13 protein-coding genes are annotated in these 20,367 nt (G+C 55.4%); all 13 read right to left on the reverse strand.

All coding sequences use genetic code 11. The features are described 5' to 3' along the window. Window positions 1-185: 185 nt before the first annotated feature. Window positions 186-1,580 (reverse strand): VasL domain-containing protein, encoded by a 1,395-nt coding sequence (locus tag MC50_RS01105; RefSeq protein WP_047663348.1) that lies wholly within the window; start codon window positions 1,578-1,580, stop codon window positions 186-188. An 82-nt stretch (window positions 1,581-1,662) separates the two neighbouring features. Further along, window positions 1,663-2,118, reverse strand: a complete 456-nt coding sequence (gene tssE, locus MC50_RS01110) for a type VI secretion system baseplate subunit TssE (RefSeq protein WP_032686611.1) — start codon at window positions 2,116-2,118, stop codon at window positions 1,663-1,665. Next, window positions 2,118-2,663, reverse strand: a complete 546-nt coding sequence (gene tssJ / locus MC50_RS01115; protein ID WP_047663349.1) for a type VI secretion system lipoprotein TssJ — start codon at window positions 2,661-2,663, stop codon at window positions 2,118-2,120. The genes tssE and tssJ overlap by 1 nt, the downstream gene beginning before the upstream one ends. After that, window positions 2,641-3,726 carry a type VI secretion system baseplate subunit TssG gene (gene tssG, locus MC50_RS01120; RefSeq protein WP_102990871.1) on the reverse strand — a complete coding sequence of 362 codons (1,086 nt, stop codon included), beginning with the start codon at window positions 3,724-3,726 and terminating at the stop codon, window positions 2,641-2,643. The genes tssJ and tssG overlap by 23 nt, the downstream gene beginning before the upstream one ends. Continuing rightward, the gene (tssF, locus tag MC50_RS01125) at window positions 3,690-5,444 is read right to left on the reverse strand and encodes a type VI secretion system baseplate subunit TssF (protein ID WP_047663350.1); all 1,755 of its coding nucleotides are present in this window, start codon (window positions 5,442-5,444) and stop codon (window positions 3,690-3,692) included. Before tssF ends, tssG begins: the two co-directional genes overlap by 37 nt. Before the next feature lie 42 nt (window positions 5,445-5,486). Beyond that, complete coding sequence (gene tssA / locus MC50_RS01130; RefSeq protein ID WP_047663351.1) at window positions 5,487-7,088, reverse strand: type VI secretion system protein TssA; 1,602 nt, start codon at window positions 7,086-7,088, stop codon at window positions 5,487-5,489. Next, window positions 7,088-10,507 (reverse strand): ImcF-related family protein, encoded by a 3,420-nt coding sequence (locus MC50_RS01135; protein ID WP_047663352.1) that lies wholly within the window; start codon window positions 10,505-10,507, stop codon window positions 7,088-7,090. The genes tssA and MC50_RS01135 overlap by 1 nt, the downstream gene beginning before the upstream one ends. 5 nt (window positions 10,508-10,512) lie before the next feature. Then, complete coding sequence (locus MC50_RS01140) at window positions 10,513-11,943, reverse strand: hypothetical protein (protein WP_047663353.1); 1,431 nt, start codon at window positions 11,941-11,943, stop codon at window positions 10,513-10,515. Beyond that, the gene (locus MC50_RS01145) at window positions 11,943-12,206 is read right to left on the reverse strand and encodes a PAAR domain-containing protein (protein ID WP_047663354.1); all 264 of its coding nucleotides are present in this window, start codon (window positions 12,204-12,206) and stop codon (window positions 11,943-11,945) included. Before MC50_RS01145 ends, MC50_RS01140 begins: the two co-directional genes overlap by 1 nt. 46 nt (window positions 12,207-12,252) lie before the next feature. Then, a complete protein-coding gene (locus MC50_RS01150; RefSeq protein WP_047663355.1) occupies window positions 12,253-14,193 on the reverse strand; it encodes a T6SS effector phospholipase Tle3 domain-containing protein in 1,941 nt (646 codons plus the stop codon). A gap of 13 nt (window positions 14,194-14,206) precedes the next feature. Beyond that, the gene (locus MC50_RS01155; RefSeq protein ID WP_047663356.1) at window positions 14,207-14,953 is read right to left on the reverse strand and encodes a T6SS immunity protein Tli3 family protein; all 747 of its coding nucleotides are present in this window, start codon (window positions 14,951-14,953) and stop codon (window positions 14,207-14,209) included. Between the two features lie 16 nt (window positions 14,954-14,969). After that, complete coding sequence (gene vgrG, locus MC50_RS01160) at window positions 14,970-17,459, reverse strand: type VI secretion system Vgr family protein (protein WP_047663357.1); 2,490 nt, start codon at window positions 17,457-17,459, stop codon at window positions 14,970-14,972. Beyond that, entirely contained in the window at window positions 17,456-20,110 is a 2,655-nt protein-coding gene (tssH, locus tag MC50_RS01165; RefSeq protein ID WP_047663358.1) for a type VI secretion system ATPase TssH, read from the reverse strand. The genes vgrG and tssH overlap by 4 nt, the downstream gene beginning before the upstream one ends. Window positions 20,111-20,367 lie beyond the last annotated feature (257 nt).

The following is a 20,367-nucleotide window of genomic DNA, read 5'->3' on the forward strand; positions in this document are numbered from 1 at the left end:
TCTCATGGTCAACATAACGGCTCAACGTGTCCGCGCATGAAATATCTCTTGCTCACGCTTACAGACTTGCAAACCGTCGGACGGTGGATGGCGGAATAGAGGGAAAGCGATTGTCAGGAAAGAGTAAAAAAGCCGACAGGCTATCTGGCACGCCAATAAAATTAACATAATGAATAATATAAGTTTTATTCTGATGCCTTCTGTTTTATTTCAGCATAACGGGCAGCCAATTGCTTCAGATGCATCTCCAGTTGAGTCCTGTCAGCAACCGGTAAAGGTTTGCCGGCAGGCGTTTGTGATAATGCCCGCAATTGCTCTTCAGCGGGTATAGCTTGATTAAAGGACTGCATGGCGGAAAAGACCACTGATTTCAGCTCACTGACCGTCATGTATTTCCCCTTCTGCTCATCAAGCCGGTTCAGCCTGCCGCTCAGTTTTTGTAGCGTCGTCATTCCCTGATACCAGCCATTGAGATTTTCTGCCGGCAATGAGGCAGCAGTAAGCTGTTGCTGCCACTGTTGTGCCAGAGATTTAGCCTGCTCCGGCCAAAGCGTCTGAGCCTGTTCCAGAAGCTGCCTGCTCCAGGCGATATTCCAGTCAGGGGGAAGCTTGTCCAGTCGGGCAAGCTGCTGCTGCGTTTGTGTGATAACCGCAGGTGATAACGAGGATCGCTGGCGCAACACATCCAGCTGTGCAGGTGTGAGCGTTGCAGGTAACGGCGCAAGCGAGGCGGCGAGCTGAGTCTGGAGTGGATCAGACCGCAGTAAGGTATGCCAACCCCACGCCGTCGCCACGCTTACCACCAGCATGGTGCACATCCCGGCGACAAAGGATTTCGTTTTGTTTACCGGCGCGGGCATTGCCACCTGTATTCCGATATTCGCCTGGTGTTCTGCTTGCGCGACATACACCCGCTTCGCTGTACTATCCGCCGCGCGACTCCCTTCCGGCGGACCACCAGCCGGAGCGCTCATTGCTCCCTCTGAACCATTCATTACCGTGGCAGGCAGCCCGATCCCCGTCTCAATGCTCGCCCCAGCACAACCGGAGGTGTCATCACCGTTTTCCAGCCGGGCGGCATTGTTGTGCATCAGCGTACGCAAGGCAGCAAACTGACTCAGGTGTTTAAGTTCCAGGCGCTGTAACACGACGCAGAGAGCGGTAAGCAACTGCTCTGCCCGATATAGCTGGCAGAGGTCGCTGTAATTCGGCAGGAGCGTGCGCATCCGTTGCTGCAGACGCTGACTCAGACCACTGAGGATTTCGATGCGGGCATGTACAGGTTGAGGCCAGAGCGCGCCCCACTGATGGCTTATCAGGGCCTCCAGGATTGCCAGCCCTTCATTTAAACCAGACAATCCGGCCAGCTGCGTCCGCGCAAGCGTATACCAGGCAGCCGTCTGCAGTTCAACACCGTTTTGTTCAAATAATGAAAGGCAGAGCTTTTCGGCATATTGCCAGTTCACATCCGGGCGCGCCGGATGGGTCAGCTTACTCAATTCATCACGTAGGGCTGCATAATCCGGCAGGGTACGCGGATCGCCGCCGGTTTTAATTTTATGTGGGGTAATGTCATTCATGACCAGATATCCATCTGACGTGTCTGAAACTATGGAGGATTTTTGAGGCCCGGAGATATGACTGATATGGCGCTATCCGGCCTTACATGCGGGTTGTCGTGTCGAGATACTGCCGTTGCTTCAGGTGTCGCAGCAGGACCCGCCCTTCGGGCATAAACTCGGTGCCGTAGCGCACCAGGCCAACACCGTTGAGTTCAGCGTCAATGGCATAGTGCAGTTCACCTGGAATTTCCTGTTTCTGCAGGACAACGGTTATTTTTTTCAGGCGCGGCTCATATTTCAGCAGAACCGCAGACAATGTCGCCATCAGCTCATGGGCGCTACCCGGCATTCCTTGCAGGATTCTGGTCATATCCGGCAGCCCGTAATCCGGCAGGTGCGCCAGCGTCCCGGCACGGCAGTTGAGAACCCGCAGCATGTTGTCCAGCACAGACAGGATGACCTGATTTTCTTCACTGACCTGATTGACAGCAAGGCCACCGGTAAAATGACCGGTGAGCATTTCATACAGCGAAGGCGTGCGATGTTCCCGGGGCATTAGTCGTCCTTGAGCGGTTGCAGCGTCAGATGATTGTTACTGGCTTCCAGAATGCGCGGCTTATCCGGATCGAGGTCTTCACGCTGAATCACCCGCTTCCAGGTATTGTTAACCATATCCGGGTGACGAAACAGTCCCGCCACTGCCACAAACTGCGCACCGGCTTCCATTGGCATGTTGAGGCTCGCATCTCCGCCCGGCTTCACCACCACATCACGGCTCGCCAACAGGTCAGCTTTCAGAATGCTATCCCCATCCTGGAGCAATTGCTGGTAAACCGTTTTGTCGAAGGTTTTGCGGTCTTTCAGTTGGTAGACACGGACCACCACTGGCTCAGACAGCGAGTTACTCTCGCGGGAGTCGGTGTTCAGCGCTTCACGGGCGGTGAAATCCAGGTGCAACACCTTAATCTTTTTGTAGAACACGGCGTTAAACGCCGATTTGGTGCCATCGGTGATGCCCTGGGTCACCCCACAGCCCGCCAGACTGAATCCCAGCAGGGGTAACAGCCAGCGCGCAGTTTTAGTTAAATTTGTACGTAACACGTCGGTTTCCTTGTTGTGGTGTCGCAGGCTCCAGCCCGGTGTAGTCACCCAGTTCTGTCGTAAAGGTCTGAGGGAGATCCTCCGGGAGGTCATCGCCTTCCATGCCCAGTACGCCGTTCATGCCCAGCCAGAAAGGACCGTCGCCGAGCGGCGGAGCGGCCAACAGACGGGTCCGGGTGGTGAGGGTGATTTTTGCCTTAAAGCGCCAGCCGAGATAAACACGCAGCATCACCAGGAAATCGTGGTACAGCAGACCATCCGGCTTCCAGCCCTGCGCCTCCTGCTCGTTATCCGTCGTGAGCGCAACCAGCAGCTGGCTGCCCGCATCCATCGCTTCGTCACCCAGGGGGGTGTTGCCGTCCAGCAGAAAATCACCATCGCCGTAAAAGCCCAGTGGCCGGCTGACTTCCACAGGCCGCAGACAATACGGGCTGACCCTGACGGTGGTCTCCGGGGCCAGCAGGGTCACCAACGCCTGCATCCCCTCCTGGGTTTTACCAGGCTGGCGCAGCACCCCCAGCAGCGCCAGAAATCGGGATACCGGCGTGGCAATGTGGTTCGCCGTGCCGGGAATACCCAGCCCCACCAGGCCCAGCAGTGACTGCGAAATGGTGTCGGTCCCCCCTGGCTCAAACGTGGCCGGGTAAGAGTATTTACGCCAGATGCGATAAAACTGCGTCAGGATGCGGTGGCTGAAAATATCCAGAAAGCCCTGCAGCGCCTCATGCCCTTCCCGGCGCTGGGTGATGTCATCAAGATAGGCGGTCGGCAAGGGGGAATCCACGCCATACATCCCCATAAATGTGGCGCGGATAACCGGCGGTTTGCTGTCATCATCCTCATCATATTCAACGGCTTTCAGCTCACTGGCCGGAAACCCCATCCCCGGATGCGGGGCAAAGCGTACCGGATCATCCACAGGGTGGCTGGTCGAGCCCATCAGCGGCCTGTGCGGATTACGTTTCTCCAGCAACTGACAAAAACGATAAAAGTTAATGCGGTGAAGATCGGCCTCCAGCCGCGGGGTCAGCCGGGAATGCGGCGGTTGTGCTTCTCGTGCCATTCCAGGCGCTCTCCGGTCGGTTGTAGAATGATAATCAGGCGGTTAAACAGATAGATGTCGGTGTAAAGCGCAAAGAAGCGGCTCAACATCTCGCCGAACAGGCAGATGTCACCACGTCCGGCAAAGCCGTGACTATCCAACGTCACCTCAATCTGCACGCCGCGCACCAGATAGCCCTGTTCGAAGCGTTGAGCTTCACCGTGCTTCACATCGATGATGGCTTCCAGACGGCGGCGGTTCATCTCACTATCAGTCCACTCATACAGCGCCAGGGTGCCACGCAGCACGTCAGCGTTATCCATCATTGAGAGAAAACCGCTGCCAAGGTGGCTCAGCACGCGCCAGTGAAAACGGTCCTGCGCCGGCGGATAACAGGGTAGCGTCGGCGCGCACAGATTGCGCACGGCGATACTGGCCGAAGTGGTTTTCATCACCGTATCGAGCACGGCGCTTTGTAGCGCCCGGCGAGGCAACTGACCATTGGTGCCGGTGAGCGTCAGCGACAGGCTTTCGTCTTCCGGCACCGTGTGGTTATCAAACGCTTCGCCACCGAGGATAAGCCAGGTATTGTGTAGCCCGGACGGGCCGCGGCGCACGCGGGTATGATAGAAATACTCCGGCGCGTCGTGTCGCAGCATTCCGCCCTTGTGGCGAAAGCTCGAGAACGGCACGTAAGAGTGCTGGCTGGAAGACATCACCGAATCCACTGCGTAAATCTCAGTATGGCCATCCTGCACGCGCATCGGGCGCAGCATGTATTCGGTTTGCAGAGAGTTGAGCGTCAGCGGGTCAGATTCCAGCGGGAACAAGTTAATCACCGGCACGCAGTTCAGACGCAGATGCTTTTCGGTAAAGCTGAAGTCATGCTCCCAGCGTTCCGCCAGCACCACGTCGATTTCAAACCAGGGGAGCTCAGCCGGGAATTCCACCCTCTCCAGCCCACGCAGGCCGGTGAACATAAATTTCTCGCGGAAGGTGAAATATTCCAGCAGCAGCTGGTAACCGCTAAAACTGCTGCCCCCTCTCGGCCACAGGTCGTCGTCATCGCCAAACCCCAACGCGGTGAAATATCCGTCCAGCGGTCTTCTGTCCACGTCGCCTGGCATTCTCAACCAGAGACGCGCAGTGTTCATGGTAAAGACTTCATGCATGGCGCAGGCCAGCGGTGCATCGGCGTTAAAGTAGAACGGGATCTGGCTGAGATCGACACGACGCCAGTCAGCAAGATGGCTGCAGTTAAAGCGCAGGCTGATGACCGAGCGCCCGTCAGGGTCTGACGACAGGCGGGCGTGCTCCAGCGACAGCGGCTGAAGCGCGATCTCTTTGGTGGTCGTATAGCGGCAGCGAGTGCCCTTCTCACCGATCGGCCGCGAGTTAACCTCGAAACCTTTGACAATGCGCATCTGCTCTTTCATTTCACGCCAGTCGGGGGTGAACTCCACCACCGACATCGACGGAATGGTGCGCAGGTAGTGTGGCCAAAGCAGGCTGACCAGCCCTTCGGTCAGTTCCGGCAGATCGTCATCGAGCTTCTCTCGCAGCCGGCCCATCAGGAAGGCAAAGCCTTCGAACAGGCGTTCCACGTACGGGTCGCGCGCCCCCGCTTTATCGAGATTGAGCATTGCCGCCTGCTCGGGATGAGCACGGGCAAACTCTTCGCCAGCTTCCAGCAGGTAGCGCATTTCGGCGTCGTAATAACGCAGGGTTAAGTCGTCCATAAAAACCTGAATATATGAATTTTAAAGGTATGCCAGGCGTTTTTACCCGCAGAGCACCGCGCTGCTTGCCGGGTCGAGCACAATGAGACCGGCCAGAAGCTGGTCCATCTCAGGCTGTAACCGTGATTTATCGGTTTCACCACGTGTGGCTTTCATGCGCAGCAGTCTGAGGCGACGCGATTTCACTTCAAACAGCAGTGCCGGCGTCCACTGCGTGAGGGTGATGGACTGCGCAGCGCTATCGAGTTCCCTCAGCAGATGCAGGGCCAGTTCATTCTTACCTTTCTGTTCGGCCACGCGGGCCATCAGCAGGCGCAGTAGCCATTTATCTTTTATGGCATCGGTACCCGGGCGTGTTTGCAGCCAGTGAAGAGTGGCATCCAGTCCGTCACTGTCAGCTTTCTCCAGTGCTTCTGGTTCAAGTGCCAGAATGTCGTTGTCAGCCCCTCTGGCGGCATTGACCGGTTCATCCCGCCAGCCGGATATGTCGTCCAGCACGTTCTGATTTATCCAGTTCAGCGTGACCTCATCGGCAAAGGGCGTACCGTCATTAAAGGCCAGCGTTTCAAGTCCGGTGAGGCGGCGCAGCAGCCCTTTCAGGTCGGCGGTGATGATGTCGGCCAGCACTGCTTGCCCGGACTTCAGCAGGGCCTGATGGATATACCACTGCAAATCCAGCCAGAGATGATTAGCGCCGCGTGAGAAGGTGCTGTCCGCCTGCTCCAGTATTTCCAGCCAGCTCTGCTGCAGGTACAACCGCTTGAGCATGGCCCGCTGGTCAGCCCGCGGCGGTTCGATACGCGTTTTCCCTTCGGCATTCGGTGCCGGAATAGCGCTCAGCGTGTCATGGCGTAGGCTTTTCATTAGCCGATGTGCCGCAAGCCAGCCATCGGGTTGTTCACGCAAATATCCGGTCAGGATTCGGGCCTGGGCCAGTAAATCCTGACCGGACGTGATGCGACTCAGGACCGGCGCGTCAGGCTCGGTCGTAGGCGCGGAGGTCTGTGACTGCCCCTTGTTACCGGCGTTTTGCGGCACCACCGCATCCACGCCACCGGCCTTCATCAGACGAGATTCCAGCGCGCTGTACAGGGCATTCATCTCCGGACGTGACGCTTCCGGCCCGGTTTCCAGACTGTTGCGGATGAGCAGCAGCGCACCGGCTGTGCGCAGGGCATCCTCGCGCACCACTTCCGGCCAGAGTGACAGGCTATCGAGAACACGGGAGCCTGCGAGCCACTCCAGCGCCGGTTTACGGCTCCGCTCCCGCTGAGGGTGAAGTTTCGTCCCATAGTGCTGCAACAGCCCCGCCAGCAGCTCAAGCCCTTCGGCAAAACCGGCTTCGCCGTCCTGGTGCAGGCGCGCCCAGCAGTAATAGGTGGCAACCCGGATATCTTTAGCGGTGCCAGTCAGCAGCTTTTCAGCAAGCGTGCAAATCAGCCCGGTATTGATGCCGGAAAGTTTGTTGACCTCTTCGCGGATACGCTGAAAATCCTCGTCATATCCCGGGTCTGCTCCCGTCGGACTGGTATCGCTGACCGGGGCAAGCCAGGGATGCCAGCTTTCCGTGCGTACCTGCGCCTGTTGCGACAGCAGGTTTTTATCCGCCTGACAGGCGGCAACCAGATCCTGCAGAGTGCTCATCATTCGCTCCCATCGATGTCACTGTTTCCGCTGTTGTCCATCAGCGCCTGAGCGGTGGCCGCGCTGTCGACACTGAATATCTGATCCGGCAGCGTGAAACCGCGCAGATCCAGCAGCGTCAGCGGACCTTTTCCGAGTTGTGAGCGCAGTACCCACTGCAGGATTCGACCGTCCGGGGCGGTAAAGCTCATCATCCACTGGCTACGATCAAGCTGCTGGCGCTTGCCCTGCTCCAGCCAGCGAATAAAGCCCCAGGTGCCGCTGTAATCCCCAAACAGGCGCGCACCGGCGCTGGTTGAGGTCCAGGTCAACATCGTGCCTGGCTTATACGTTTCTCCCGGCCAGCGGAAAGATTGCCAGTCGGCCATCTGGTTAAAGTAATGCAACTTTTGTCCATCAATTGTCAGTTGGGTTTCCACCACCTGCGGTGCAGGACGCGCCTGCAGTTCGAAGCTGATGCCCTGACTGCCATCGGTGAACAGAATGTCTGACAGCTGGCTAAGCTGGTTAATGGCCCGCAGAAAGGCCGGGTTAAAACTCAGCCCCTGGCTGTTGACCTTATCCGGTACCCACTGGCTGCCTTCCTTGTGCAGCACACCGCTGAGCTCTGTCGTCAGGAAGCGATCAATTCGTCCGCTGTCCTTGCGCACAAATTCAGCCAGCATCGGCAACGAGGCGTCACTTTTGCTGGCGGCAAACGGAAAGCGTGCGTCGAATGCGGTGTGCCAGTTCGCCGCCACCGAGCGGCTCCACTTATCATTCAGGCTCGCTGCCGACGGCTGCAGTACGGTCTCCCAGGCCTGGGTCAGCGGCTGCACAAACATCGTGTTACCGAAGCCGCTCCACTCCTCGCCAAGGCTTGCCGAAATCAGGCTGCCATATTGTTGGGTATCGGTCAGGTCAACGCTTTTACCCTGAAATACCGTCTGCGCCAGGGTCTGCATCATCTCCTGCGGGTCAGAGGCGCTGGCTACCTGCTGCAGACGGAGACGTACGCGGGTGATGCGAGTCAGGTAAGTTTGCAGGCTCAGTGAGTTATCAGCCGACATCACATTGCTGCTGGTGTTTTTGCCCAGAAGCTGAAGCAGCGGGCCAAAGGTTTCATCCAGTGGCCCCTGTGGGCCTGACGCAGACTGGTCAATCACCGGTTTGTCTTTCCCGCCCACCAGGTCTTTAGCCGATTTGATGAGGGAGTCCGAAAGCCCTTCGCTTTGCTGGCCGGTCTGCCCCTGCCACGCCAGCGTATTCATCAGGGCAATCAGCGGTGACTGACGGACATCACTCATCAACGTCAGTTGGTCGGTGACGTCAGCGATATTGTTTGCCGGGTTAAGTCGCAGACTATTCAGGAAGCTCAGCCAGCTGCCGGCAAAGTCGGTGAAGTAACGTTGCGTCAGACGCGCTTTCAGTGCTTCCGGTGACAAGTCTGAGGAGACAGCTTTTCGACTGTCGCTCAGCACCCAGTCAATTTCATCGCGGCGCGAACTGGCCGCTTTCTCGATGACCTGCTGAATCCCCCCTTCCCATGCCTGGCGGGTAAACATGCCTGGCACCACCTCCTCGGTGATGAACAGGCGGCGAGCATCGGTGCCGCTGGTCATGTCTTCCAGAGACACATCGGCAAAATTACGGCGTACCGATTTGAGCATGTTTTCATACAACGTGCTTTCGGCATTGCGGTGCCCAATTTGCTGCAACAGCACCTGGCGGCTCTGGCTGACCAGTTGCGTATTCGGCGTAATTTTCCACTGCGGCTGCTTTGGCAGTTCGGAGATGTAGAACGCCCACAAATCCGGTGACAGGCTTTGCCACAACCCGGTTGAGATGCCTATGCGCGTCGGCTGCACCACTTTCATGGTCTGCGCGTAAAACGCGCCGTCGGCTTTATCCGACCGGGCCATCATCAGCCAGGCTTTCAGCTGGTCATAGCCCGGTTTCGCCAGCTGCGCACGCTGGTCACTGTTCGGCGCTGAGTTAGCCAGCGCGCTGAGCTTTTGCGTCAGGGCGACATTCGCCGGATCGCGAATCAGTCGGTTGTTCACCACGCCGTACCAGGGCAGCATCGCGTTCAGCAGCTGCGGGTTGTGGTCGAGACCAAAGCGCTGATACCAGGGCGCTCCCTCCCGGACACGGTGCAGCAGGCGACCGGCGTCATTACGCAGAGTATGCAAGGCCGTCAGTTGGTAATCCGATACGGAAGGATGCTCTACCAGGGCATGAGCCTGCTCAGCAACAGAAACTATCTGCATGCGGTTGACAGCGAACGACAGCAGCGTCCCCACTCCCCAGACACCGATAATGGCCATCAGCGTCCAGGCAAGCGTCTGTTCCCACGCCATACCGACACGGCGGCCACGTATGCGGGCGCAGTCGTCAACGATACCCTGCCAGGACCCCGGCAGGGTCAGCGCATGGCGTTGCGATTCCGGGACATATTTCTCAGCATCGGCAGATGCAGGTGCTGCTGCTCTCTCAGATGTATCAGCGGTTTTATCGCCTGGCAGGCTGAACATCAGGCCACGCAGTGGAACGCGCTGCTGAGAGTCGAAGAGCCATGGCACCAGTTGCTGAGCCCAGCGGGCGATACCGCCGTCTTTCAGACGCTGGCCCAGGCGCAGCAGGAAGTCGTGACCGTTGTTCTCAGCGACCTGACTCACCCCCTGCGTTCGCAGGACCGGTAGCAGCAGTTCTAGCTGGCGGGTAATATCGTCAGGCTTAGCACGCAGCGGGAAACGGGCTCCGACCGCCTGCTCAGGGCGTGTAGTCTGCGACCAGGCGCTGTCGCACAGTTGCCACAGCCAGACCGGCGCAGAGTAACGCAACAGTTCGCTGATTTTTTCCAGTCCGCGTAAATCGCTGTCGCTGATTTGTGGGGTCAGATTAAGCGACTGCGGCATGACGCGAACAATGCCGTCCAGTGGGCGCCCGCGGCGCAGCTTGCGCAGCGCGGTGTATTTTTCGCGATCGGGCTCAGCAGTCAGACTGCCGCCGTAAATCAGAACGGTACGGTTACCTTCAAGCCACTGGTTGGTTTGCAGGCCTGGTACCAGCTGTTCGATTGCCGCCTCATCGCCGGTGACCAGCAGCAACTGCACCTTACGCTGCCAGAGCAATGTGTAACGTCTTTTGAGATGCTTGCTGAGTGCTGAAAAATAATATTGTTCCGGCGTTCTTTCCTGACTGTCACTAGTTCCGCCATCAGGCGTAACGGGAGAAAGATTTTGTTGCCCGGACAACATAAAAAATACCAGAGAGCATAGTGCGGCTGTTAAGGTGATAACACCTGCCAGCACGAACCAGAAATTATCGTCACCGTTTCCAGAGGGCAACTGCGTTGTCTGTGCTAGAACAAAGAGTATCATCAACAGGACTGCCACGATGAGTAGTCCTGCTCCTAAGGGCTTTGAAACCTTTTTCATGCCGGTTATTCCTTTCCGGACTGTCGCGCGACCCTGATAAATTCGGGGCGCTGAAGACGGGCTGTAATTCGTCGCAGCAAAATGACCAGCCCAGGTAATGTCACTAGCAGTGACAGCAGAAGAAGAGAGATCCCTGACCAGGATAATGCCGTTGAAGGGAAATAGTTGATCATCAGGCTGTACAGCCCGACATTCAGCAGTAACGCCATCAGAACAGAGCCCCCGGGAAACGGTGGCTGAATAACCCAATGACCATACCCGGCTGCAGGGTCGACGTTTCCGAGCGTTACTGCCCAGGCATCATCTTCACTTTCGAGAAGAAGCCACTGGCAGGCGGGGCCATAAGCGGCCATTTCAGCCGCAGCCCCGATCATTGCCCAGCCAGCAAGACCGCCATACCGGACGCATGCGCTGTCATAATCAATGACGCCGCCAGTACCGATGCCATCATACAGAGGGACCGACAGGTCATTCAGCACTCTGCTCACTGACCGCCGTGGTGCATCTGACAGTCCGCTGTGCCAGACAAGATGTTTCTTGCTGGCAGGCGTGAGGGCCATATCCCGTAATTCACTAAGTTCGGTTGCAAGCGTACGGGTGTTGAGCGGCATCGCCCGGAAAAGCCGTAACGCATTTTTTTGTTCTCCCTGATTCAGCATTGACGGTGGCATCAAAAATAACGCACTGGCAAATTCCGGCAAAACATCGTCGGGTAACCGATAGTGCATCGCCAGTACCAGTACGGGGCGCTTTGTTGACCCTACAAACTGATTCCAGTCACCAAAGGATGAATCTGCATCCTGAAAATGAACGTCGACATTCCAAGGTGTGGGACCTACTGACCAGATGCGATGGAATGACTGAGATTCACGATCTTTGTCGCTACCATTGGTCTGAACAATAATCTGGAGCGAGCCCACGGGATAATACCGCTGAATAGAAGGTGTTATCTGAGCAATGAGATGGTGAAGTAACTGCTCAAAACGTGAAATGCCGGGAGTAAGCGGTTCGTCCGGCAACACCGTTAAAGGCGGAATGTCTGCACTTCCCTCTTCCTGGGTATGTGCAAGACGAGGCAACAGCCCCATATCAGCAGCGATGAAAACATGGCTGAGAATGACGAGATGCTGATGTGCACGTAAGCGCCACTTCAGACGCATGTTCCGGCACCACTCATTCCAGTTCCAGACACGAATTGCCCGCGTTTCCCAGCAAAAACTGTAGACGGCGATGACTGCCGCAATGCCGGAAAATGTTCGGATCGTCAGTGGCAACCAGAACCCGCTGCTTAACGAAGGTAATCCTGTTGTTGGTGATTTCAGCACAGCCACAAGCAGTCCAATGAAAAGACCCAGGATAATAATCAACAGACAAACCCACGGTGACCAGGATGGTGCCAGCTCTTTTTCAGACACTTCCGGCAGAGACCATCCCATCAGCCAACCTCCATATCCTGCATGCTTGCAATGACGCTCGCACCACACTGCGTCTGGCAGCCATGTAATACTATTCCGCGCCCGTTTTCTTCATACGCAGAAACATCGCACTCAATGATTTTGTTTGTGCCATGCTCTGGGCAACTGACGGTGTCATTTAAAAGTGCAGCATTCTTCCCTGAAATATCGAAACTGGATGAGGCCGATGTGACTTTGCCACCATGCGAAGTGGCGTCTCCCAAAACGACGGCAAATTTCCCCATATTTCACTCCTTAAAATTAAAGTGCATGCATCGCCAACCGTTGATGTTATTTTTTGAGTTGCAGCCGTTCCATTTCATGGGTTCTCTTTTCTGCGGCATCGACTGCCACATCTCTTCTTATAATTGCAGGCATAGCAGGGATCGTCAGTTTACCTGTCCAGTAATAGTCGTCACTTTCCAGCCAGTCAGCCTGATAACGTAATTCAGCAAGGCTTTCCCTGTCCCAGGAGTGCCAGCAATAGCCAACTGGCAAATCATAGGCAACGACCCTGCTCATGAAGCGCTCATCCATTGGCAACGAACTGTGATCTGTAGGCCGCTGAACATAAGTACGAACATCTTCCAGCATTTCTTCTCTGGACTGTTTTTCATATCTGTTACGGTCTTCTTTTGATCCCGGCCCGGGCAATTTAATCCCTGAGAGATCTTTGAGTTTCATTTTCTGGTCAAAATAGCCGTAGAGCGATATATAATAGCGGTAGTCGACATCAATGGGGATATTCTTGCCGGGATCTATTTGTCCGTAACCATAGCCAATTTTTCCTGTCTGTTTTTCTTTACTGCGATAATCCTGGTCAAAATTCTCCAGTTCTTTCGCTGTCATCGGCTCTGGCACCAGAGGGGCATTAATTGCCAGTTTTTGTCCTCTTATAGGTTCTGGCCAAGTCATTTTTTGCATTATTGATGTCGTACTGTCCCAGAATGGATTACCATCGCCCATATCACTAAAGTTTGTTTGCGGGTTAGGTTCACCCCCACAGGGAATATTTCGCCCAAGCATACGAACATATAGTGTCTCACCTGCTGCTTTAAATAATGAATGAGGTTCAGTAAAATGACTGGCTTCCGTATTGGGTAATCCCTGCCAGCCAATACTGCGTAAAGGCACAGATCCCATCACCCGATCATGAGGGTTACAGTAGATCCATGTTGTGCCATGGTTATCACGCTCAGGCACACCTCCGTGAGTTTTACCTTCCGGCGTCCAGCTTTCGCCATCACTGCTGGCCCCGGCCAGTAATCTTTCATATCCTTGTTTCTTCAGGCGTGTTTTGTTTTCAGCCACTTTCTTTACAATATCGGCAAATGTCGCTTCTCTGGCTTCTTTACTGATGATTTCATTCATGGGATATGAAATATAAGTTGTCATTTCATTATCCAGCGCATAGGGCGAATTCATCACAAACAGTGCATCCGGGGCTTCGATTGCAGCAGCGGCCAGGGCAATCATGGTTCCCTGGCTGTGTGATAACACCGTCACTGTATCTTCAGGATGTTTGTCACGGATGGTTTTAATGAGCTTTGCCAGACGACCTGCTGCATGAGCATAATAATGACGTGGTGGAGCTGCTGTAAGAAGTCTGTCGCGTTCCCCGTTCAGTAATTGAGTGCTGAATGGAACCGGAATGCCCAGTGCTGAAGGCCAGTTATCAAACCCTTTTTCACTCCATAAACTGACCAGCTGGTTGCAGCCATTCTGGAACGGGCCGCCCCCCCAGTAAAAGGGCCCTTTATTTTTTCGCTGCTCAGGCATCAGGTCGTAATAATTATCACCCTGTTTATTTTTTAGCGGGATCGCATATTTGTCGGTTTCATTTTCAGCAGCACGATAACCCCAGTAAAAGCGGATAACAGGAGAATGACCTTCTTCAGTTATTTTTCGCGGCGGCACTACCCAGGTAGTGTGTTCATCACTCCAGTAAGCTTTTTCATATTTGTTCCCCAGTAACTGAAATTGCTCATCCAAAGATGTCAATTCCAGTCGTTTATTCAATCCGTCGCATAGTGCCTTTTCAGCATGGTCATACCATTCACCCTCAGAATTTACTCCATGAACGAATATAATCAGTCCAGGCAATTGCAAGGGAGGTTGAACCTCTGCATTAACTTTAACATTTTTATGTGATGTCACAGAATAGGAGAATGGAGCGCCATTATCTGTAGTATAGACCTCGACCTTTCGTGTAGGAGACGTTTTATTGTTCATTTGACACTCCTTCCTACTGGTTTTTCGGTTCAAGGTTACGATCACATTGCATAATTTCCTGGGGTACCTGAGAAACGTCAAAAGAAAGCTCTGGTTGATAAATTGGCCCCGTTACTCCAGGGTAAGCAGGATTAGATTTTTTGGTGGCCGGACTAAATGTCCACTTCAAGGCATACGCACTAGTCGGAGTTCGTTCCTTAAAAGCGTACTCAATCATATAAAATCCATCATTAGTTACCAGCATGTCGTAGTCTTTTGTATCACCATTGGGATCTTGTGTATTTGAACCGTACGTCACTGAGCGTACTGTTTTCCCGCCATCTGTTGTCACAGCAACAACATTCAGACACCCTTTATCAGATCCCTTACACGCTGCCTTATTATCATTTGCTGTTATTGGAAAAGCCAGATAATCATCCCGGTTTGATAACCAGAACAGACGTCCTTTAAATAAATAACCTGAAGAGAGTGTAATCTGGATATGAATTCCTTTCGCTTCATTATTATAAAATGTTTTCCCATTTTCGCAGCGGGTGTACTCTTCAAGCGTAAAGTAACGGTCTTTATCAATGCGATAAATTATCTGCGGCGGGCCATACACCTCAGGCTGCTGTTTTTTCTTTTCCGGTTCTTTCTGCGTATCCTTCATAGCAGAAAAAGGATTCACAAAGGCAACACCGCCACCATAAGGCCCCACTACACAACCACTCAGAACAGACACAACATATATAAAGCAGAAGCGCATAATCAGATTTATCATAACCCTGTTCCTTTCTTTATTTCTTCAATACGATCTTCAGTCCATCAACCGCTTTTGACATTATTAATGATGAGTTTCCTGAACTATCAGTGACACCAGACAAAACTTTTCCATCCGGCATATGAATATCATAATTCTGATTTGCCAACGGTTTACCAGATACAGGGTGAGTAATGACGAATTTCTCATCAAACGTTGAAGGCTCAAATGATTTCATCACGCCCTGCATACTGCCTGAACCGGCCTTCTTTATTCCGGCATTCTTGACCAGCAGTTTTCCGGGGCCGCCTATTTCCACGTTGCCGCCCTTGATTTTGATATAGCCGCCACCGCATATCAGCGTCAGCTCATCCTGGGCTGTAACAACCAGTTTCTTGCCACTCGAAATATGCGTGTCCTGCGTGGACCAGGTGGTGATATTCCCGCCCTGCGCCTGAATATCAATATCGTTGTTCGAGCTGAACAGTTTTGCACCCTCACGGCTGTACAGGCTGAGTTGTTTACCGGCAGCCAGCGTGAAATCCTTCTGGGCACCGATATCCAGTTGCTTACCCGCTGTCAGCGTCAGATTGTCACGGGCTGATAACTGCATATCTTCACCGCTCACCAGCGCCATCCCTTTCGGTGCACTGCCCAGGATGACCTCTTCATGCAGCTGTTCGATTTTCTGCCTGAGGAGTTTTTGCTGACGGCTGACATCGGCAGCCAGCGCCTGAGCCTGTTGTGCGCTGGCGGCAAGGGATTCCATCTCCACTAATGCTGCTGAAAGCCGTGCGAGCGCTGCGCCCATCTCCAGCACATTCCCCTGTGCCTTCGCCTGCCCGTCCGCGCTGATGAAGATGCCCTTCTGCGCCCGGATGGCGCCCCAGCTGTCGGTTCTGAGTTCAAAACCCTCACCGCGCTGTTGTTTTTCGCTGTCGACCAGGTGCCCGAGATTCAGCTGACTTTTGCCGCCGTACTCCGTGCTGACCTTGATATGCTCTTTCCCGCGTTCATCGTCGAGGCGAATTTTGTTGTTCGCCGGGGTGCGCAGGACGTTACGTTTGTAGTTGCGGATAGTGACATGGTCACCGTGCGCCGAGTCGTGTAGCACGCCGGAAATGTACGGTCTGTCCGGGTTACCGTCCTCAAAGCCAATCGCCACTTCGGTGCCCGCCAGCAGCGGCAGGTGCAGGCCGTAGGTATCTCCTGCATATTGGCGTGACTGGCGCACCCACAGGCTCTCGAACCCGGTCTCCCGGTTATCACGGTCAAACAGCATGTTGACCCGGTAGCGGCCGTCTTTATCGATATGGCCGTAGGTGTCGTTTTCGGTGGTGCTGGTGACGCGGGCCGGTAAGGTACCGGCCATCACCGGGCGCGAGCCAGGCTCAGGGCGGAAACTGAAATCAGTGCTGTCCGGGATCCCGTCGAAATCAACCGCCAGGTCCTTATCGCGGCGGGCATGCGTGCGCAGGGCTGTGATAACCACGCCATGAGCAAAAACGTCAGCCACTTCGTAACCGCCGGTGACTTTCAGTACCTGACCCGGAGAGAGGGTCGGGCAGCTGGTGATGGCACGAGTCTGCGTCTGGCCATTCAGGTAACGCTCATGACGAATGCGGGCGTAAAACGCCCCGGACTCCGGGGCCGGATTGCGGTCATGGTGACTTCCCGGTGTCAGGTAGTTATCGGCATAGTGATAGGCATCACCGTAGGTGGTGGCATCCCCGCGGGTCGCACCCACCTGGGTGTTCATGTCTTCCGTCGCCTGGCGGTAGTTGTAATCGCGGGTGCTGACCTGCTTCTGCACCACGTTATGATGGCTCTCCATTCCCCACACCGCGTCCACACCCTGCGAGTGCTGGCCTGACGGTGGCACCGATGTCAGGGTCAGGCCTTTTCCATACCCCTGCTGACCGTCGTAAAACTCCACCACGTCGATGTTCAGGCGGGTATCGGTGGTGAAGCGGAACCAGATACCGACTTCGCCCAGCAGGCGGGAGATAAAGCGCAGGTCGTCCTCGCCGTACTGCATCACCTGCTCACGTCGCGGGTACTCTTTTGCAAGCGAGAACAGAAAATCCTGACCGCGCATGCCGTGGCGCTCGCGCAGGATTTTTTCCACGATTTGCGGCACTGACATATCCTGATAAATGGCATTCTGGTGCGAACGGTCAAGCAGCGCCAGGCGCGGCTGCAGCGTCAGGGCGTAATGGGTTTCATCTTTTGAGGTGCCGAAGCGTTCAAAGCCCGTCACCACTCCCTGAATCACCCGCACCGGCTGCTGCATTTTACTGCCATAGCCCTGATCAACCGGGGCCTGCAGCGTCAGGGAGGCGGGCTTCATCAGCATCATCTCTTTACTGATGGCATGGTCGCCACTGGTAAATTCAATGCGGTAGCTGAACGGTTTACTCAGGGCTTCGTTGCCTTCAAATGCCAGCACATCAAGCTCGGCTTCACACCCCTTCACCGAAAGCCAGTGGTGGTTGTGGCTGAATCTTATCGGGGGATGGTTGCTCATGCGTTCACTCCTTCAGTACGGTTGAAATCCAGTGAGATCCCCTCATCCTCGCTCCAGCCGAGCGTCAGGAATTGCGGCTTCTGTTTTGCAGCCATATAGGTCAACAGCTGCTGGCTCAGTACAGGCAGGATTTGCTGATTGAGTAAGCTCTCCACGTTACGCGCACCGGTATCCGGAAGCAGGCAGGCGGCGGTCAGTACGTCGTACAAGCGGTCATCGATACAGGTGATCAGGCCGTAGTGGCGGTGCAAGCGTTTACTGACCTGGGCGAGCTTCATTTCCACGATAGTGCGCATGGCGGTTTCAGCCAAAGGCCGGAAAATTACGGTCTGGAAGCGGGCGAGTAGCGCGGGCTGAAAATGATCGCGCAGGATCGGGCGCAGCAGTTCGTGCAGGTCGCCCTCGCTGGCTTCCGGTTGTTCGTCCAGAAGTTGCATCAGAGGGTCGCTGCCGAGGTTGGAGGTCATCAAAATAACCGTGTTGCGGAAGTCGATTTCTCGACCTTCGCCGTCGCGCATAAAGCCGCGATCGAATACCTGATAGAACAGATTCATCACATCACGGTGGGCTTTTTCCACTTCATCGAGCAGCACCACGCTGTACGGGCGCTTGCGCACGGCTTCGGTGAGGATCCCGCCCTGCCCGTAACCGACGTAACCCGGAGGTGAACCCTTCAGTTGAGAAACGGTGTGCGGCTCCTGGTATTCCGACAGATTGATGGTAATCAGCGATTTTTCCCCGCCGTACATCACGTCCGCCAGCGCCAGCGCGGTTTCGGTTTTCCCCACGCCGCTCGGGCCAACCAGCAGGAACACGCCCTGCGGGCCATTCTCGGAGGTGAGTCCGGTTTTGGCGGCACGCAGGCGTTGCGCGATGGCAGTCAGCGCCACATCCTGTCCGACCACACGTTTGTCGATTTCATTTTCCAGGGTCAGCAGCCCGGTCTGCTCGTCTTTCATCAGCGAGGACAGCGGTACGCCCGTCCAGTCAGCAATCACCGTTGCAACGGTACGCACATCCACATCAACGCAGAGCAATGGGTGGCTGTCCTGCATGCCGTTCAGCTCCTGTTGCAGCGTGTGAGTCTCACTCTGGCGGGAGATATCCTGGCGGCTTTCCAGCAGTTGTTCGGTGAGTTTCAGCTCCTGACCGTACTGGGTTTCCAGCTCGTCGAGCGCAACGATGAGGTCGTTCTCTTCCTGCTCAATGGCGCTCAGGCGTTTACCGTGGCTCTGATTGCCAAGCGCGATATCCTCCAGCAGCGCCTGCTTCTCCATTTCCAGAGCGGTAATCTGTGAGCGGATGCGGGTCAGCGGTTCCGGGACGGTGTCGAGGCTCATGCGCACGCGGGTGCTGGCAGTGTCGAGGAGGTCAACGGCCTTGTCCGGCAACTGACGGCCTGTCAGATAACGGCGAGAAAGCGTGACGGCAGCTCGCACGGCATCATCGGTAATGTGCACGTTGTGGTGCTCAGCATAGCGGGATTTCAGACCACGCAGCATCAGACAGGCCGTGTCATCATCTGGCTCGTCCACCTTCACCATCTGGAAGCGACGCTCCAGGGCAGCATCGCGTTCGAAGTACTGCTTGTATTCGGACCAGGTGGTCGCGGCGATGGTGCGCAGTTCGCCTCGCGCCAGCGCCGGTTTCAGCAGGTTGGCGGCGTCTGCGCCCCCGGCCTGATTGCCGGCACCAATGATGGTATGCGCCTCATCGATAAACAGCAGAACCGGTGTGGATGACTGTTGCACGGCATCGATGACGTTTTTCAGGCGCTGTTCAAATTCGCCCTTCACGCCGGCGCCCGCCTGCAGCAGGCCGAGGTCAAGCGTGCGCAGAACAACAGGTTTGAGCGATTCCGGTACGTTGCCTTCGGCGATTCTGAGTGCGAGACCTTCCACCAGCGCGGTTTTCCCCACGCCTGGCTCACCGACCAGGATCGGGTTGTTTTTACGGCGACGCGAGAGAATGTCCACCATCTGGCGGATTTCCGTATCACGGCCAAACACCGGGTCGATTTTGCCTTCCTTCGCTTTGGCGGTGACGTCGAGGGTGAACTTATCCAGCGCGTTTTGTAATGCCGGGCTGAGCTCGCTCTCTTGCACTTCAGCCCCAACCGGGCGCCCGACAAACGCCACTCCCCCGCCATGGCTCTGCGCCAGTTCAGCTTCCTGCTGTACTTCGGGACGTTCATCAGACTGTGCATCAAGCAATGGACGCAGGCGCACCAACTGACTCTGACCCAGCGTCAGCAGTGGCCACAGTCCGTCACAGTGGGCCAGTTTTGGCTTACCGACCAGCGCCATCAGCAAATGGAGGCTACGGATTTGCTCTTCTCCATTAAGGGAGGCAATCAGCCAGGCTTCCTGCATCAGCGTCTGGATGTTTTCCGAGAGCTGCGGTCGGTGGCGCACTGAGCGCGGTTGTTTATCCAGCCAGCCGAGCAAATCCTGCCAGATGCTGTCCATATCCCATTCGTAGCGACGGGCCAGCACCGTGAGATCGCCTTCCCCCTGCTCCAGCAGTTTCAACAACCAGTGCTCCGGAAGAATTTCCGCATGCGCGCGGCTCTGGCAGAGCGAGGCCGCCCCTTCCATCGCACGGGCACAGTAAGGGTTCAGACGTCGCAGCAGGATGGCTGGATTTTCCATGAGTCTCTCTCTTTGTCGGTTCCTGGACACGCTACCGCCCCTCGCTGTTTCCCGTGAAGGGGACCAAAGCGCATCCGGTCGGCTGGCAGATTGTGGGTTCTTTGCTCAACGCCCGCGTGGGCAGACGTTCAGCAAAGACAAAAAAAGCGGACAGAGAGGACTGTCCGTCTGAGTGGTTACTCTAAATAGTTCGTGCAGTAACAAGGCGGCAAGTTCGCGAATCCCCGGGAGCTTACAGCGGTAAGTGACCGGGGTGA

Source organism: Klebsiella planticola (genome assembly GCF_000783935.2).
Lineage (GTDB): Bacteria > Pseudomonadota > Gammaproteobacteria > Enterobacterales > Enterobacteriaceae > Klebsiella > Klebsiella planticola.

Excerpts from the sequence above, each read along its gene's own strand:
- tssH (WP_047663358.1), bottom strand. The coding sequence starts at position 20,110 with ATGGAAAATCCAGCCATCCTGCTGCGACGTCTGAACCCTTACTGTGCC.
- MC50_RS01145 (WP_047663354.1), bottom strand. The coding sequence starts at position 12,206 with ATGGGGAAATTTGCCGTCGTTTTGGGAGACGCCACTTCGCATGGTGGC.
- MC50_RS01135 (WP_047663352.1), bottom strand. The coding sequence starts at position 10,507 with ATGAAAAAGGTTTCAAAGCCCTTAGGAGCAGGACTACTCATCGTGGCA.
- MC50_RS01105 (WP_047663348.1), bottom strand. The coding sequence starts at position 1,580 with ATGAATGACATTACCCCACATAAAATTAAAACCGGCGGCGATCCGCGT.
- tssF (WP_047663350.1), bottom strand. The coding sequence starts at position 5,444 with ATGGACGACTTAACCCTGCGTTATTACGACGCCGAAATGCGCTACCTG.
- tssG (WP_102990871.1), bottom strand. The coding sequence starts at position 3,726 with ATGGCACGAGAAGCACAACCGCCGCATTCCCGGCTGACCCCGCGGCTG.
- MC50_RS01155 (WP_047663356.1), bottom strand. The coding sequence starts at position 14,953 with ATGATAAATCTGATTATGCGCTTCTGCTTTATATATGTTGTGTCTGTT.
- vgrG (WP_047663357.1), bottom strand. The coding sequence starts at position 17,459 with ATGAGCAACCATCCCCCGATAAGATTCAGCCACAACCACCACTGGCTT.
- MC50_RS01140 (WP_047663353.1), bottom strand. The coding sequence starts at position 11,943 with ATGGGATGGTCTCTGCCGGAAGTGTCTGAAAAAGAGCTGGCACCATCC.
- MC50_RS01150 (WP_047663355.1), bottom strand. The coding sequence starts at position 14,193 with ATGAACAATAAAACGTCTCCTACACGAAAGGTCGAGGTCTATACTACA.
- tssE (WP_032686611.1), bottom strand. The coding sequence starts at position 2,118 with ATGCCCCGGGAACATCGCACGCCTTCGCTGTATGAAATGCTCACCGGT.
- tssA (WP_047663351.1), bottom strand. The coding sequence starts at position 7,088 with ATGAGCACTCTGCAGGATCTGGTTGCCGCCTGTCAGGCGGATAAAAAC.